This window comes from Agromyces sp. NPDC058484 (assembly GCF_042720415.1).
Lineage (GTDB): Bacteria > Actinomycetota > Actinomycetes > Actinomycetales > Microbacteriaceae > Agromyces.
In genome coordinates this window covers 144122-157641 of record NZ_JBHXMP010000007.1, presented here as the reverse complement: position 1 = coordinate 157641, position 13520 = coordinate 144122, and the positions used below count along the sequence as shown (strand labels likewise).

The window sequence follows — 13520 nt, the reverse complement described above, 5'->3', positions numbered from 1 at the left end:
GGTGGTGCCGCGCCGCCTTATCGGCTCCGCTTCTCATGCCTGGTGCAGGGGCGAGCGGATGCCGCGGCGCGCCTCACTTGGAGGCGCCGGCCGCGGCATCCGCTCGTGGACGAGAACTAGCCGATGACGGTGATGTTCTCGGCCTGCAGGCCCTTGGGGCCGCGGGCGGTCTCGAACTCGACCTTCTGGTTCTCCTCGAGCGAGCGGTAGCCGCCCGACGCGATCGCGCTGAAGTGTGCGAAGACGTCGGCCGAGCCGTCGTCGGGAGCGATGAAGCCGAAGCCCTTGTCGGCGTTGAACCACTTGACGGTTCCGGTTGCCATATTCTTTTCCTTCTGTAATGCCGAGCCGCCGAAGCGGCTGCGACGTGCACGATCTCAGATCGTGCTGGGTTCCGACGGCGAAATCCGCAGCCGGAAGTGCAGGTCACGCCCGACGGAACTGGTTCACCATCGGGCAGTCGAACGGATCGCGGGCCGAGAGGCCGACGCGGTTGAGGTACCGGATGACGATGCCGTACGACTGCATCAGCGTCGTCTCGGTGTAGGGCACGCCGAGGGTGCGGCAGTGCTCACGCACGATCTCGCGCGTCTTCGCCAGGTGTGGGCGAGGCATGTTCGGGAACAGGTGGTGCTCGACCTGGTAGTTGAGCCCGCCGAGGAGCGCGCTCGCCCAGATTCCGCCGGAGACGTTGCGTGAGGTGAGCACCTGCTTCGAGAAGAAGTCGAGCTTCGCGTCGGCGGGGATGAGCGGCATGCCCTTGTGGTTCGGCGCGAACGAGGCGCCCATGTAGACGCCGAACACGGCGAGCTGCACGCCGATGAAGGCGAACGCCATGCCGAGCGGCAGCACCCAGAAGACGGCCCCGAAGAAGACCGCGAACCGCGCCGCGATCAGCCCGAGCTCGATCCAGCGCCCCTTCACGGGGCCGCGTTCGAAGAGCGTGCGGATCGACCGGTAGTGCAGGTTCACACCCTCGAGGGTGAGCAGCGGGAAGAAGAGGTAGCCCTGCTTGCGGGTGACGAGTGCCATCAGGCCACGCTGCTTCGCGGCATCCGCTTCGACGAAGGAGATCGTGTCGAAGTCGATGTCGGGGTCCTTGCCGAGCTTGTTCGGGTTGGCATGATGGCGGGTGTGCTTCGTCATCCACCAGGCGTAGCTGATGCCGACCACGCCCGCCGCGATCGCCCGGCCCACTCGGTCGTTCGCGGGACCGGACTCGAGCACCTGGCGGTGCGAGGCTTCGTGCGCGAGGAACGCGAACTGGGTGAGGATCAGCCCGAGTGCGCCCGCCATGAGGAGTTGGAACCACGAGTCGCCGAGCAGGATGAACCCCGTGATCACGCCGCCGAGGGCGAGCGTGAGCAGCGAGACGAGGAAGAGATAGAACCAGCGCGTACGGTTCAGGAGGCCTGATTCGCGGATGACGCGGGAGACTGCCGTGTAGCTTCGCGTGATGTCAGCGGATGCGGTGCGTGGCTTCGTCGCCCGAATCGCACCGAGGGTTTCAGTGTGAGAGATGTGCTTCGGTCCCAGCTGGTCATCGACTTCCCAGCCGGGTCACGCGGGCAACCACCCGCTGCAGATACGTGAACCCTACGGCATGGGAATGTACGCAGACTGGGAGATGACGAACGCCCCCGCAGCCGAGGCTGGGGGGGCGTTCGAGCGATTCCGCGACTAGAGGCCGCGGATGTTCTCTGCCTGCAGGCCCTTCGGGCCCTGCGCGACCTCGAACTCGACCTTCTGGCCCTCTTCGAGCGAGCGGTAGCCGCTGCCCGTGATGGCGCTGAAGTGTGCGAAGACGTCGGCGCTGCCGTCGTCGGGAGCGATGAAGCCGAAGCCCTTTTCGGCGTTGAACCACTTGACGGTTCCGGTTGCCATACTGCTGTCCTTCTGTCGTATGGGCCGCTGGTGCGTGCCCGATGCGATCGACGGTCGATCGCGACCCCGACGGCACGGTGCCGCCGAAGCGAGGGGGCGAGGGGCGGGTGTGCGCTCAGGCATCCGCCGTCTCGTATCGGGTCATGCCACGCGGATCGGTCCGCCTCCGGGCAATCAGATGGAGGCGCGGGCGAGTGCCCGCTTGATGGAGGAATCGTTGAGCATACCCTATCGGCTCGCGCCCAGCTTCAGCCAGTACGCGATCGGATCGTGACCTGGAATGACGTTGCGGACATGCGGAAAGATGCCAGCCGGCTCGGAGGAAAGCGGAGGAGAATCGGGGAATGAGCCGCCGCCCCCTGCGATTCGTCGCCGTCGCCTATGCAGTCGTCGTGCTGTGGCTGACGGTCGGACCCGCGCCGTGGCGCACGAGGGGCTACCAGCTCGAGGGCGGTATCTTGAACCCCGACGCGTGGACCGCACCGGCCACCTGGACCACCGGCTACCTCTCCGAGATGGTCTTCAATGTGGCGATCTTCGTGCCGGTCGGCCTTCTCGCGGCGCTCCTGATCCCACGTCGCAGGTGGCCGCTGGCGCTGCTCGCCGGGCTCGCGTTCACGACGTTCATCGAGCTCGTGCAGGTGCCCGAACCCGATCGAGTCTCAGACCCGCGCGACCTGGTGATGAACACGGGCGGAGCCGTGCTGGGCGTGCTGCTCGTGCTCGCCGCCCGGATGGTGCGACGCGCGGGCGCGGTCGCGGCGGTCATGACGCCACCCGCGGCGTCTGAGCCGCCGGCGCGCGTGCCGAGCGCCGCTACGCTTGGCAGGTGACCTCCCCCGCCGCGCCGGCCGTGCCGGCGCGCCTGTTGTGGGGGCGGCTCGCGCTCGTCGGCGCGGCCGGCGGGCTGCTCTCGGGCGCGTTCGGCGTCGGCGGCGGCATCCTGATGGTCCCGCTCCTCATCACCTTCGCCGGCATGGACCAGCGACGCGCATCGGCGACCTCGCTCGCGGCCATCGTGCCGGCCGCGATCGCCGGCTCGATCACCTACCTCGTGAACGGCGAGGTCGACCTGCTCGCCGCCCTGTTCGTGGCGATCGGCGGCATCGTCGGCTCGTGGATCGGGTCGTGGCTGATGCGCCGCCTGTCGCTCGGATGGCTGCGCTGGCTGTTCATCGCGCTGCTGATCGCGGTTGCGGTGCGCATGGTGCTCGTCACGCCCCTGCGCGGCGACCGCGAGCTCGAGGTCGATGCGATCTCGGTCGCCGGCATGATCGCCCTCGGCGTCGTCATCGGCATCGCGTCGGGGCTCTTCGGCATCGGCGGCGGCGTCATCATGGTGCCCGCGTTCATCGCCCTGTTCGGGATGAGCGACCTCGTGGCGAAGGGCACGTCGCTCGCCGTGATGATCCCCACGGCGGTGAGCGGCACCGTCGCCAACGCCCGCGCCGGCATCGTCGACCTTCGCGCCGCCCTCGTGGTCGGCATCGCTGCCACGATCGCGGCGTTCGGCGGCGTGGCGATCGCGTTCCTGCTCTCGCCGGAATGGTCGGGCCGGCTGTTCGCGGCGCTCATCGTCATCGCCGCGGTGCAGCTCTCCGTGCGCGCCATCCGGCTGGGGAAGAAGCAGGCGCGCTGACCTCGCCTCCGCGCCCTGAGGCTCCTCAGGCCGCCGGGGATCGCTAGCACCCCACGCGCCTCTGCGGCGTGGGGTTGACACGGTGCAGCCGCCTCGCGAGAGTTCGTGTACCGGTATCGCGCGCCGGCGACCCCGAGGGAGCGTGCATGATCACGTTCGGCATCGAAGAGGAGTTCCAGTTCCTCGACCCCGCGACGTTGCGTCCAGCGGATGTGGCCGCCCACGTGTTCCGCGCGCTGTCGGAAACGCGCGAGTGGCGCGACGTGGCACACCAGGAATTCCTCGCGTCGCAGGTGGAGCACGCCTCGGCGGTCTTCACGTCGCTCGATGAGGCCCGGATCGCGCTCATCGGCTTCCGGCGATTCATCGCCGATCGCGCGGCGGAGCTCGGCGTGATCGCGGCGAGCGTCGGCACGCCGCCCGACACCCAGCCGTTCCCGACGATCACTGACGTCGAGCGGTACCACCGCATCGTCACCGCGCTGGGCGGCCTCATCGCCGACCACCAGCTGACAGGACTGCACGTGCACATCGGCATTCCTGATCGGGACAACGGCGTGATCGCACTCAACGCGGCACGGCCTTGGATGCCGCTGCTCACCGCCCTCGCGGGCAACTCGCCGCTCTGGCGCGGGTACGACACCGGCTATGCCAGTTGGCGCACGGTGCTGCTGCGCCGGTGGACGATCTCCGGCGGCCCGCCGTCGTTCGTGGACGCGGCCGACTACGACCGTCGCACGACACGCCTGGTGGGCATCGGCGGCGCCGCCGACGTGGCGCACATCTCATGGAACGTGCGACTCTCCGCCCACCTGCCCACGATCGAGTTCCGCATGGCAGACACGCAGCTCGACGCGGAGTCGACGCTGCTGATCGTCGCGCTGTGTCGTGCGCTCGTCACGCACGTGCTCGAGAGACCCGAGGCTGCGGATGTCGCGGCTCGCGCGTCGGCGGACGTGCCGCCCGAGCTCCTGTCGTCTGCAGTGCTGCACTCGGCGCATCACGGCATGACGCGGGACGTGTTCGACCCAGTGGTGGGCGGGCTCGCCCCGGCCGGTGAGACCCTGACGCGATTCGTCGGGATGGTCGAGCGCGAGCTCGCCGAGGCGGGCGATCTGGATGCGGTGACGGATGCCGCCGCCCGCCTGCTTCGCGACGGCTTCGGCGCAGAGCGACAGCGCGCTGCGTTCGCCAGCGACGGGATGGCGGGGGTGCGTCGCCTGATCGATGCGACGATCGTCGCCGAGCGGGATGGGCGTGGTGATCGTGCCGGTCTTGGTGATCTCGGCGCTCGAGGTGATCTCGGCCCTCGTGGTGATCTTGGCACTCGTGGTGATCTTGGCGCTCGTGCCGATCAGGATCGCAATGGCGAACCGATGACCTCGAACCGGTAGCCGCCCATCTCGCCGCTGAGAAGCGGCATCGCCTCGGCGATCGCCGCGCGGACGCTGTCGAGTTCGAGCGACGCGGCGTGCGCGGCCTCCGACTCCCACAGTTCGCTCACGAAGACCATGTGGGGTTCGTCGTCGTTGATGCCGACCTCGTAGAGGAGACATCCGTGCTTGCTCATCTCACCGCTCGGACGGATGAGGATCTCGATCAGTCGGTCGCGCTCGCCCGGCTTCGCGCCGAGCTTGCCCACGTTGGCGAACGTCATGGGTTCAATGCTGGTGGCGTGCGCGGGCTGGGCGCAAGGTCAGCAGCCCGGTCCCGATGGGTTCGCCGTGCAGTCGCCCTTCGTGAGCACGGTGTCGAACTCGCCGACGAGCACCCGCTGCGGTTCGCCCGCGACGCTGAGCGTGCCGGCGATCGAGCGCCACGGCGAACCCGCGAATCGATACTCGGCCCGCAGCACGACCGCGAGCCCGACCGTGTACTCGCCGGAGGTCGCGTAGGTGTGGCTCGTGGGTGTCGCGGTGAACTCCCGCTGCCCGAGCGCCGCCCAGCTCGCACCGGGCGTCGCGGTCTCGACGACCGCGCCGTCGCTGTGCGTCCAGCGGTATCCGACCGGTGTGAACCGCACGTCGGCGGGCTGCCCGAGCAGCATTCCCGAGACCACCTCGACGGATGCCGCCGCCACGAAGTTCGCCGGCAGCCCCTCGATCGCCCAGCCTCCGGGTTCCATCCCGTTGCCGGGCACGGCCGGCCGGAACGACGCGATGTCGCGGACCGTGACGACGACGGGCGCCGTCGGCTCGCCTGGCGCTGCCGGCGGGGCCGCGGGGCAGACGACGTATCCGGGGCCGGTGGGCGTGCAGCCGTCTGAGGCGGATGACCCGTCGGTTTCATCGGAAGCTCCCGCACCGGAACCTCCTTCCGACGGAACTTCCACATCTGCATCCTCGCCGTCTGAGCCACCGTTGATGATGCCATTCAACAGCGCCTGGCCCGAATCTACTTCACCCCCGATTTCGGGGCAGCCGAGCCCCACCATCACATTCGAGCACGAGGCCACGCTCTCCGCTAATGCGGGAGCCGCCGAAACGGTTTGGAGTCCGATCCACGCCGCAGCGGCGAGAGCTAACAGAAGTCGTCGCCGGTCCACAATTCCACTCCATCTACCAAGACCACGGACGGGTTGTCAGGGGAAGAGACGAAGAAGGCATGCGTGGGAACGCGATCATCGCGATCGGCGGGTGTCACATCCGAGCCGTCCGCGCCAATCACTCGTACGGCGCTGACGTCACGGCAGAAATAGATTGAGACGATCGCACCGTTCTCGTCAAATGTTGACTCGGCCAGCTTTGCGTTGTCGATTCGGATGTCGCCCAGCATGCTCAGACCGGAATCCCTCAACGAGGAGAATTCCGCGTTGAGTGTCTCCGCGAAGGCCGGCGTTACGGTGCGGTAGACAGTGGCGGGTGCCGCCGCTCCGGCTGAGACTTGGGCAGAAGCTTGGCTATACGCATCGAACGCCTCGAGTGCCGCCGCCAGCGCCTCTTTGTCCGAGGCGAAGATTGGCTCCGCCGGGCTTGACGGCGACGGGGTCGCGGTCGGCGTGGGAGCCGTGACGCACCCGCTCAGCGCGAACGCCAGGACACCTGCCGCCGCGATCGACGCAGATGCCCGCAGACGCGGCGGGCGGGGGCGGGAACTCGGCATGACGTCGAGCCTAGGCGAGCCCCGGGCGCATCTTCGGCCGTTATCCACAGCAGCGCGGGCCGCCTGTGCCCGCTGGCTACCGCATGAGGTCGCGCACGAGCTCGCCCCACTCGAAGCCGCACTCGCGGCAGTCGAAGAGCGGGGATTCAGCGACGAGGGGGTTGGCGGCGGCATCCGTCGCCTCGACCTCGACCTCTTCGGAGTGGAGGGAGACGACCGCGCGCACGGTGGTCGACCCGCAGCGCGGGCACGGCTCGTCGAGCACGTCCAGCTCGGTGGTGATCTGCACCTGGTACGTCATGGCGCCTACGGTACGCCCGGTCGCAGACATCCCCAGTCGCACACGCGGACGCGGCCGATCAGCCGTCCACGGCGCCGTCGGAGCAACGTCGGCGGCACTCGGTAGCGTGTCGTCATGGTCGAGACGAGCGCGGGCATCCTGCTGTATCGGCGCGCGCTCAAGCTGGAGGTGTTCCTCGGCCACATGGGCGGCCCGTTCTGGCGGGGCAGGGATGCCGCGGCGTGGTCGATCCCGAAGGGCACCTTCACCGACGAGGAGCCGCTCGTCGCGGCGCGCCGCGAGTTCGAGGAGGAGATCGGCAGGGCCCCGCCAGATGTCGAGTACCGGGAGCTCGGCGCGTTCCGCTACGCGTCGGGCAAGCTCGTGTGGGTGTTCGCGGGCGAGTCCGACTTCGATGCATCCGACGTGCGCAGCAACATGTTCGAGATCGAGTGGCCGCCGCGCTCTGGCCGCAGGCAGGCGTTCCCCGAGCTCGACGCGGCCGGCTGGTTCACGCTCGACGATGCGCGCGATCGCCTCGTGAAGGGTCAGCGTCCCGCGCTCGCCGCCCTCGCGTGCCTCCTCGGGTGAGAAACGCTCGCCGCGCTCGCGCGCCTCCTCGAATGAGGAAGGGGAGCAGAGCCGGGCGCGCCCGAGCGCGCGGGAGCAGCGCCGAGCAGCCCACGCTCAGGCCCGCGCGAGGATCGCCGCCACGTCGACGCCCGGCGGCAACGTGCCGTAGAACATGCCGCCGTCGTCCCCGAGGCGCGTGCGCACGAAGGCATCCACCACCGCGCCGGGCGCGTGCTGCACGAGCAACGCCGCCTGGAGCACGAGGGCGAGCCGTTCGGCGAGTTCGCGCGCCCGCGAGGGCGAGCCCGCGACATCCGTCGAGACCTCCTGAACGACCGCTTTTGCCTCGGCGAGCGCCAGGTCGAAGCCGGCGAGCTCCCCAGCGGCCGCGCCGACCTCGTCGAAGAACGCCTCGAACGCCTCGGGCTCGCGGTCGAGCACGCGCAGCACGTCGAGCGCGATGACGTTGCCCGATCCCTCCCAGATGGCGAGCAGCGGCTGCTCTCGATACCGCCGCGCGAGCGGGAACGCCTCGGTGTAGCCGTTGCCGCCGAGGCACTCCAGCGCCTCGTACGCGTGCCCCGGCCCCCGCTTGCACACCCAGTACTTCGACACGGCGGTGGCGAGGCGGCGGAACGCCGGCTCCGAGCCACCCGACGAATCCGGCCCCGTCGCGTCCTCGTCGTAGGCGCGCGCGAGCCGCATCGCCGTGAGCGTGGCCGCCTCGGACTCGACGGCGAGGTCTGCCACGACCGCTGACATCGCGGGCTGGTCGATGAGGAGCGACCCGAACGCGGCACGGTGCCGCACGTGCCAGGCGGCCTCGGCGACCGACTGCCGCATGCCCGCGGCCGTGCCGATCACGCAGTCGAGGCGCGTGCGCGTCACCATCTGCACGATCGTCGCGACGCCGCGACCCTCGTCGCCGACGAGCCATCCGCTGGTTCCGCCGAACTCGACCTCGCTCGACGCGTTCGAGCGGTTGCCGAGCTTGTCCTTCAGCCGCTGGATGCGGAACCTGTTGCGCGACCCGTCGGGCAGCACGCGCGGCACGAAGAAGCAGCTGAGGCCGCCCGGCGCCTGCGCGAGCACGAAGAACGCGTCGCTCATCGGCGCGCTGCAGAACCACTTGTGGCCGGTGAGGCGGAACTCGCGCCCCCACGAGCCGTCGCCCCCGCCCGTCCCGGTCGCGCCGACCGGCTCGGCGCGCGTCGAGTTCGCGCGCACGTCGGACCCGCCCTGCCTCTCGGTCATCGCCATGCCGACGAGCGCCGAGGTCTTCGCATCGTGACCGCGCCCGCCCAGGCGGGGCTCGTACTCACGGCTCAGCAGCCGCGGCATCCATTCGTCTCGGAGTCCGGATGCCGCGAGCTCGAGTACGGGCACGGCGGCGTGGGTCATCGACACGGGGCACGCGTGGCCGGGCTCGACCTGCGCGAAGAGGAAGAACGCCGCGGCGCGGTCGACATTCGCGCCCGGTGCGGGCGAGGCCCACGCCGACGTGTGCGCCCCCGCGCCGACCGCGGCCGCCATGATGCGGTGGTACGCGTCGTCGTACTCGACCTCGTCGACGCGGTTCCCCCAGTGATCGTGCGTGTGCAGCACCGGCGGGTGAGTGTGGGCGCGCTCGGCGTCGCGCTGGAAGGCGGCCGATCCCACCAGCGTGCCGACATCGTGCAGAGCGGATGCCGCGCCCGCCCGCCCCCATCGCGCGACCGCCTCGACGAGCGGGATGTTCGCCGCGAACTCGTCGATGCCGTCGCGCGGCGGCGGCTGGTTCTCGACCTCGTGCGTGTCGATCATCGATATCCCCCTCACGGTGGATGTCGGAGGCATCCGCTTGCATGGACACTTGACGGGCACCGACGCGAGTGCAACGCTCGAAAGTTGGCTGCAGATTCTCCGTCGCGCTCACTCCATCATCGCTCAACCGTCTCGTCCGGAGAGGTCAATGCTCGGAAAACTCCTCGTCCGCTACCTCAGGCCCTACCGCTGGCTCCTCGTCGGGGTGCTGGTGTTCCAGTTCGCGTCCGCCATGGGCTCGCTCTACCTGCCGAGCCTGAACGCCGACATCATCGACAACGGCGTCGCCCGCGGCGACACCGACTACATCTGGTCGACGGGCATGTTCATGCTCACGATCTCCCTCCTGCAGATCACCGCGGCGATCATCGCCACGTACTTCGCCGCGAAGGCCGCGATGAAGGCCGGCCGCGACATCCGCGACGATGTGTTCGAACGCGTCTCGAGCTTCTCGGAGCGCGAGGTCTCGAGATTCGGCCCCGGCTCGCTCATCACCCGCAACACGAACGACGTGCAGCAGGTGCAGATGCTCGCGATGATGGGCGGCACGTTCCTCGTGACGGCGCCGCTCCTCGCGATCGGCGGCATCATCTTCGCCCTGCAGCAAGACGTCGGGCTGAGCTGGATCATCGCCGTCTCGGTTCCGACCCTGCTCGTGATCGCGCTCCTCATCATCGGCCGCATGGTGCCGCTGTTCCGCAGCTACCAGAAGAAGCTCGACAACGTGAACCGCATCATGCGCGAGCAGCTCACGGGCGTGCGGGTGGTGCGCGCATTCGTGCGCGAGCCGATCGAGGCAGAGCGGTTCCGCGGCGCGAACACCGACATCATGGTCGTCGGCCGCAAGGTCGGCTCGCTCTTCGTGCTCCTGTTCCCGCTCTTCATGCTCGTGCTCAACGTGACCGTGGTCGGCGTGATCTGGTTCGGTGCGATCGAGGTCGACAACGGCACCGTCGAGATCGGCACGTTGTTCGCCTTCATGCAGTACGTCATGCAGATCCTCATGGGCGTGCTGATGGCGAGCTTCATGACGATGATGATCCCGCGCGCCGCGGTCTCGGCCGAGCGCATCGGCGAGGTGCTCGACGCCCCGACCTCGCTCGCACGGCCGGAGCATCCGGTATCGAGCTTCCCGGCGCCGGGAACGGTCGAGTTCACGGATGCCGCGTTCACCTACCCCGGTGCAGAGCACGCCGTGCTGGCGGGCATCACCTTCGCTGCCGCGCCCGGCGAGACCGTCGCGATCGTGGGTTCGACGGGTGCGGGCAAGACGACGCTCATCTCGCTGATCCCGCGGCTGTTCGACGTGACCGGCGGCAGTGTGAAGGTCAATGGCGTCGACGTGCGGCAGGCCGATCTCGAGCACCTCTGGTCGACCATCGGGCTCGTGCCGCAGCGCCCGTTCCTCTTCACCGGCACGGTCGCGTCGAACCTCCGGTTCGGGCGTGAGGGTGCCACCGACGAGGAGCTCTGGCGCGCACTCGAGATCGCCCAGGGCCGCGACTTCGTCGAGGAGATGGAGGGAGGGCTGAACGCCAAGATCTCCCAGGGCGGCACCAACGTCTCGGGCGGGCAGCGCCAGCGGCTCGCGATCGCCCGGGCGATCGTGCACGACCCCGACATCCTCGTCTTCGACGACTCGTTCTCGGCACTCGACCTCACCACCGACGCCAGACTCAGGCAAGCGCTCTGGAGGGAGTTGCCGAACGTGACGAAGATCGTCGTCGCACAGCGTGTGTCCACGATCACGGATGCCGATCGCATCATCGTGCTCGACGACGGCGGCATGGTCGGTGTCGGAACCCACGAGGAACTGCTCGAGACATCCGGCACCTATCGGGAGATCGTCGAAAGCCAGCTCGGAGTGGAGGCGAAGGCATGAGCACCCAGAACACCCTCTCCGAGGAGGAGCGGCTCGAGATCGAGCTCGGCGAACAGGCGCGCATCAACGCCGACGACTGGAGCGGCGCGGTCGCGCCCGGCAAGGCGAAGAACTTCGGCAAGAGCTTCGGCCGGCTCATCGGCCTGCTGAAGCCGCACGCGTTCGCGTTCATCTTCGTGTCGATCCTCGGCGCGCTCGGCGTGGTGCTCACGGTGCTCGCGCCGAAGGTGCTCGGCGAAGCGACGAACATCATCTTCGAGGGCGTGATCTCCTCGCAGCTGCCCCCCGGCACCACGCAGGAGCAGGCGGTGGAGGCGCTGCGCGCCGCCGGTCAGACCGACCTCGCGAACATCGTCGCCGCTGCGGGAGACCTCACGCCCGGCGAGGGCGTCGACTTCGTGCGCCTCAGCCAGGTGCTGATCCTCGTGCTCGCGCTGTACTTCGCGGCATCCGTGCTGACCTGGCTGCAGGGCTACGTCATCAACGTCATCATGGTGCGCACCATGTGGCGGCTGCGCGAGTCGGTCGAGGCGAAGATCAACCGCATGCCGCTCAGCTACTTCGACAGGGTGCAACGCGGTGAGCTGATCTCGCGGGTGACGAACGACATCGACAACATCACGCAGACCATGCAGCAATCGCTGTCGACGGTGGTCACCTCGGTGCTCACGGTCGTCGGCGTGCTGATCATGATGTTCTCGATCTCGTGGCAGCTCGCGATCGTCGCGCTCGTCGCGCTGCCCCTCATGGCGGTGATCTTCGGCGTCATCGGCCCGAAGTCGCAGAAGGCGTTCGGCATGCAGTGGCGCAAGGTCGGCCGCCTGAACGCCCGCGTCGAGGAGTCGTTCTCCGGGCACGCGCTCGTGAAGGTCTTCGGCCGCGAGGAGTCGTCGCGCGCCGCCTTCAAGGCCGAGAACCAGGAGCTGTACGAGGCCTCGTTCAAGGCGCAGTTCCTGTCGGGCATCATCATGCCGGGCATGATGTTCATCGGAAACCTCACCTACGTGGGCATCGCGGTGCTCGGCGGGCTGATGGTCGCGAGCGGCCAGCTGCGGCTCGGCGACGTGCAGGCGTTCATCCAGTACTCGCAGCAGTTCACGCAGCCGCTCTCGGAGCTCGGCGGCATGGCCGCGGTCGTGCAGTCGGGCACCGCCTCGGCCGAGCGGGTCTTCGATCTGCTCGATGCCGACGAGCAGGAGCCCGATGCTGCGGATGCCCCGGATCCCATCGACGGCGACGGGACGATCGTGTTCGAGAACGTGGCGTTCTCGTACACGCCCGAGCACCCGCTGATCCGTGACCTCTCGTTCCGGGTGGAACCGGGGCAGACGGTGGCGATCGTGGGCCCGACGGGCGCCGGCAAGACGACCCTGGTGAACCTCATCATGCGGTTCTACGAACTCGACGGCGGGCGCATCCTGCTGAACGGGCAGGACATCGCGCAGCTCACGCGGCACGACGTGCGCGCCCGCACGGGCATGGTGCTGCAGGACCCGTGGCTGTTCGCGGGCACGATCCGCGAGAACATCCGGTACGGCCGCGAGTCCGCGACCGACGACGAGATCACGGATGCCGCGAAGGCGACGTACGTCGACCGGTTCGTGCACTCCCTGCCCGACGGGTACGACACCAAGCTCGACGAGGACGCCTCGAACGTCTCGGCGGGTGAGAAGCAGCTCATCACGATCGCGCGCGCGTTCGTGTCGCAGCCCTCGGTGCTGATCCTCGACGAGGCGACCTCGTCGGTCGACACCCGCACCGAGCTGCTGCTGCAGCACGCGATGGCGGCGCTTCGCGAGGGACGCACGTCGTTCGTGATCGCGCACCGTCTCTCGACGATCCGCGACGCCGACCTCATCCTCGTGATGGAGCACGGCGACATCGTCGAACAGGGCACGCATGACGAGCTCATCGAGCGCGAGGGCGCGTACTGGCGCCTCTACAACTCGCAGTTCGAGCAGGCTGCGACCGACCTCGACGCCGAGCTCGCGATGGGGGACGGCATCGTGGTCACGTCGGAGGACGCCCCGGCAGGAGACGGCGGCGCATCCGACTCGGCGGAATCGGAGACCGCAGCGGAGATCTCGGAGGCCGCGGCAGTCGCCGCCCCCAACATCGGCGCGGGTCTCGGCGGCATCGCCGAGGCGGAAGCGGTCGCCGACGCCGGGTCGGATGGCCGCGCATCCTCGCGCGAAGAGTCCGGCCCGGGGTCGGACACCGCGAGGGTCTGACGTGAGTGAGGGGGTGTGCCCGCCCGGGCCAACCCCCCCACACCCCAAAGAGTGCGCCCGATCAAACCCCCCCCGCCGCGCGCCCCGGGCGCGGGGGGGTAAAAAAAAAAAACGCAGGCCCCGGCA

The 13520-nt window shown here is 68.9% G+C and carries 14 protein-coding genes; 6 read left to right on the top strand and 8 right to left on the bottom strand.

Features of this window, described 5'->3' with window-relative positions:
- Nucleotides 1-116 precede the first annotated feature (116 nt).
- From ACFWN7_RS08115 to ACFWN7_RS08105, 3 genes are all read right to left on the bottom strand, one after another.
- Nucleotides 117-323: a cold-shock protein gene (locus ACFWN7_RS08115; RefSeq protein WP_159602901.1), complete on the bottom strand. Its 207-nt coding sequence runs from the start codon at nucleotides 321-323 to the stop codon at nucleotides 117-119.
- Nucleotides 324-426: 103 nt separating this feature from the next.
- A complete protein-coding gene (locus tag ACFWN7_RS08110; protein WP_376938275.1) occupies nucleotides 427-1536 on the bottom strand; it encodes a fatty acid desaturase family protein in 1110 nt (369 codons plus the stop codon).
- Between the two features lie 144 nt (nucleotides 1537-1680).
- Nucleotides 1681-1884: a cold-shock protein gene (locus ACFWN7_RS08105; RefSeq protein ID WP_056733649.1), complete on the bottom strand. Its 204-nt coding sequence runs from the start codon at nucleotides 1882-1884 to the stop codon at nucleotides 1681-1683.
- A gap of 344 nt (nucleotides 1885-2228) precedes the next feature.
- On the opposite strand from ACFWN7_RS08105, the gene ACFWN7_RS08100 reads away from it, so the two are divergent.
- The 3 genes from ACFWN7_RS08100 (at nucleotide 2229) to ACFWN7_RS08090 (ending at nucleotide 4917) form a co-directional block, all read left to right on the top strand.
- Nucleotides 2229-2717: a VanZ family protein gene (locus ACFWN7_RS08100; RefSeq protein WP_376938266.1), complete on the top strand. Its 489-nt coding sequence runs from the start codon at nucleotides 2229-2231 to the stop codon at nucleotides 2715-2717.
- Nucleotides 2714-3523, top strand: coding sequence for a sulfite exporter TauE/SafE family protein (locus tag ACFWN7_RS08095; RefSeq protein WP_376938265.1), 810 nt, complete (start codon nucleotides 2714-2716; stop codon nucleotides 3521-3523). The genes ACFWN7_RS08100 and ACFWN7_RS08095 overlap by 4 nt, the downstream gene beginning before the upstream one ends.
- 146 nt (nucleotides 3524-3669) lie before the next feature.
- Nucleotides 3670-4917 carry a YbdK family carboxylate-amine ligase gene (locus ACFWN7_RS08090; protein WP_376938264.1) on the top strand — a complete coding sequence of 416 codons (1248 nt, stop codon included), beginning with the start codon at nucleotides 3670-3672 and terminating at the stop codon, nucleotides 4915-4917.
- Here ACFWN7_RS08090 and ACFWN7_RS08085 read toward each other — a convergent pair.
- The 4 genes from ACFWN7_RS08085 to ACFWN7_RS08070 form a co-directional block, all read right to left on the bottom strand.
- Nucleotides 4878-5180: a putative quinol monooxygenase gene (locus tag ACFWN7_RS08085; RefSeq protein WP_376938263.1), complete on the bottom strand. Its 303-nt coding sequence runs from the start codon at nucleotides 5178-5180 to the stop codon at nucleotides 4878-4880. The two genes, ACFWN7_RS08090 and ACFWN7_RS08085, sit on opposite strands and share 40 nt — an antisense overlap.
- A 39-nt stretch (nucleotides 5181-5219) precedes the next feature.
- A complete protein-coding gene (locus tag ACFWN7_RS08080; protein ID WP_376938262.1) occupies nucleotides 5220-5855 on the bottom strand; it encodes a hypothetical protein in 636 nt (211 codons plus the stop codon).
- A 188-nt stretch (nucleotides 5856-6043) separates the two neighbouring features.
- A complete protein-coding gene (locus ACFWN7_RS08075) occupies nucleotides 6044-6625 on the bottom strand; it encodes a hypothetical protein (protein ID WP_376938261.1) in 582 nt (193 codons plus the stop codon).
- Between the two features lie 76 nt (nucleotides 6626-6701).
- A complete protein-coding gene (locus tag ACFWN7_RS08070) occupies nucleotides 6702-6926 on the bottom strand; it encodes a hypothetical protein (RefSeq protein WP_376938260.1) in 225 nt (74 codons plus the stop codon).
- Between the two features lie 114 nt (nucleotides 6927-7040).
- On the opposite strand from ACFWN7_RS08070, the gene ACFWN7_RS08065 reads away from it, so the two are divergent.
- Nucleotides 7041-7496, top strand: a complete 456-nt coding sequence (locus tag ACFWN7_RS08065; protein WP_376938259.1) for an NUDIX domain-containing protein — start codon at nucleotides 7041-7043, stop codon at nucleotides 7494-7496.
- 96 nt (nucleotides 7497-7592) lie between these two features.
- Here ACFWN7_RS08065 and ACFWN7_RS08060 read toward each other — a convergent pair whose 3' ends face one another.
- On the bottom strand, nucleotides 7593-9281 hold the full coding sequence (locus ACFWN7_RS08060) for an acyl-CoA dehydrogenase family protein (protein WP_376938257.1): 1689 nt from the start codon (nucleotides 9279-9281) through the stop codon (nucleotides 7593-7595).
- 148 nt (nucleotides 9282-9429) lie between these two features.
- Here ACFWN7_RS08060 and ACFWN7_RS08055 point away from each other — a divergent pair, with 148 nt between their 5' ends.
- Nucleotides 9430-11163 (top strand): ABC transporter ATP-binding protein, encoded by a 1734-nt coding sequence (locus ACFWN7_RS08055; protein WP_376938256.1) that lies wholly within the window; start codon nucleotides 9430-9432, stop codon nucleotides 11161-11163.
- Nucleotides 11160-13394: an ABC transporter ATP-binding protein gene (locus ACFWN7_RS08050; protein ID WP_376938255.1), complete on the top strand. Its 2235-nt coding sequence runs from the start codon at nucleotides 11160-11162 to the stop codon at nucleotides 13392-13394. The genes ACFWN7_RS08055 and ACFWN7_RS08050 overlap by 4 nt, the downstream gene beginning before the upstream one ends.
- Nucleotides 13395-13520: the final 126 nt, after the last annotated feature.

Coding starts and splice junctions, on each gene's coding strand:
- ACFWN7_RS08115 (WP_159602901.1), bottom strand. CDS start 323: ATGGCAACCGGAACCGTCAAGTGGTTCAACGCCGACAAGGGCTTCGGC.
- ACFWN7_RS08105 (WP_056733649.1), bottom strand. CDS start 1,884: ATGGCAACCGGAACCGTCAAGTGGTTCAACGCCGAAAAGGGCTTCGGC.
- ACFWN7_RS08100 (WP_376938266.1), top strand. CDS start 2,229: ATGAGCCGCCGCCCCCTGCGATTCGTCGCCGTCGCCTATGCAGTCGTC.
- ACFWN7_RS08090 (WP_376938264.1), top strand. CDS start 3,670: ATGATCACGTTCGGCATCGAAGAGGAGTTCCAGTTCCTCGACCCCGCG.
- ACFWN7_RS08085 (WP_376938263.1), bottom strand. CDS start 5,180: ATGACGTTCGCCAACGTGGGCAAGCTCGGCGCGAAGCCGGGCGAGCGC.
- ACFWN7_RS08075 (WP_376938261.1), bottom strand. CDS start 6,625: ATGCCGAGTTCCCGCCCCCGCCCGCCGCGTCTGCGGGCATCTGCGTCG.
- ACFWN7_RS08070 (WP_376938260.1), bottom strand. CDS start 6,926: ATGACGTACCAGGTGCAGATCACCACCGAGCTGGACGTGCTCGACGAG.
- ACFWN7_RS08065 (WP_376938259.1), top strand. CDS start 7,041: ATGGTCGAGACGAGCGCGGGCATCCTGCTGTATCGGCGCGCGCTCAAG.
- ACFWN7_RS08060 (WP_376938257.1), bottom strand. CDS start 9,281: ATGATCGACACGCACGAGGTCGAGAACCAGCCGCCGCCGCGCGACGGC.
- ACFWN7_RS08055 (WP_376938256.1), top strand. CDS start 9,430: ATGCTCGGAAAACTCCTCGTCCGCTACCTCAGGCCCTACCGCTGGCTC.
- ACFWN7_RS08050 (WP_376938255.1), top strand. CDS start 11,160: ATGAGCACCCAGAACACCCTCTCCGAGGAGGAGCGGCTCGAGATCGAG.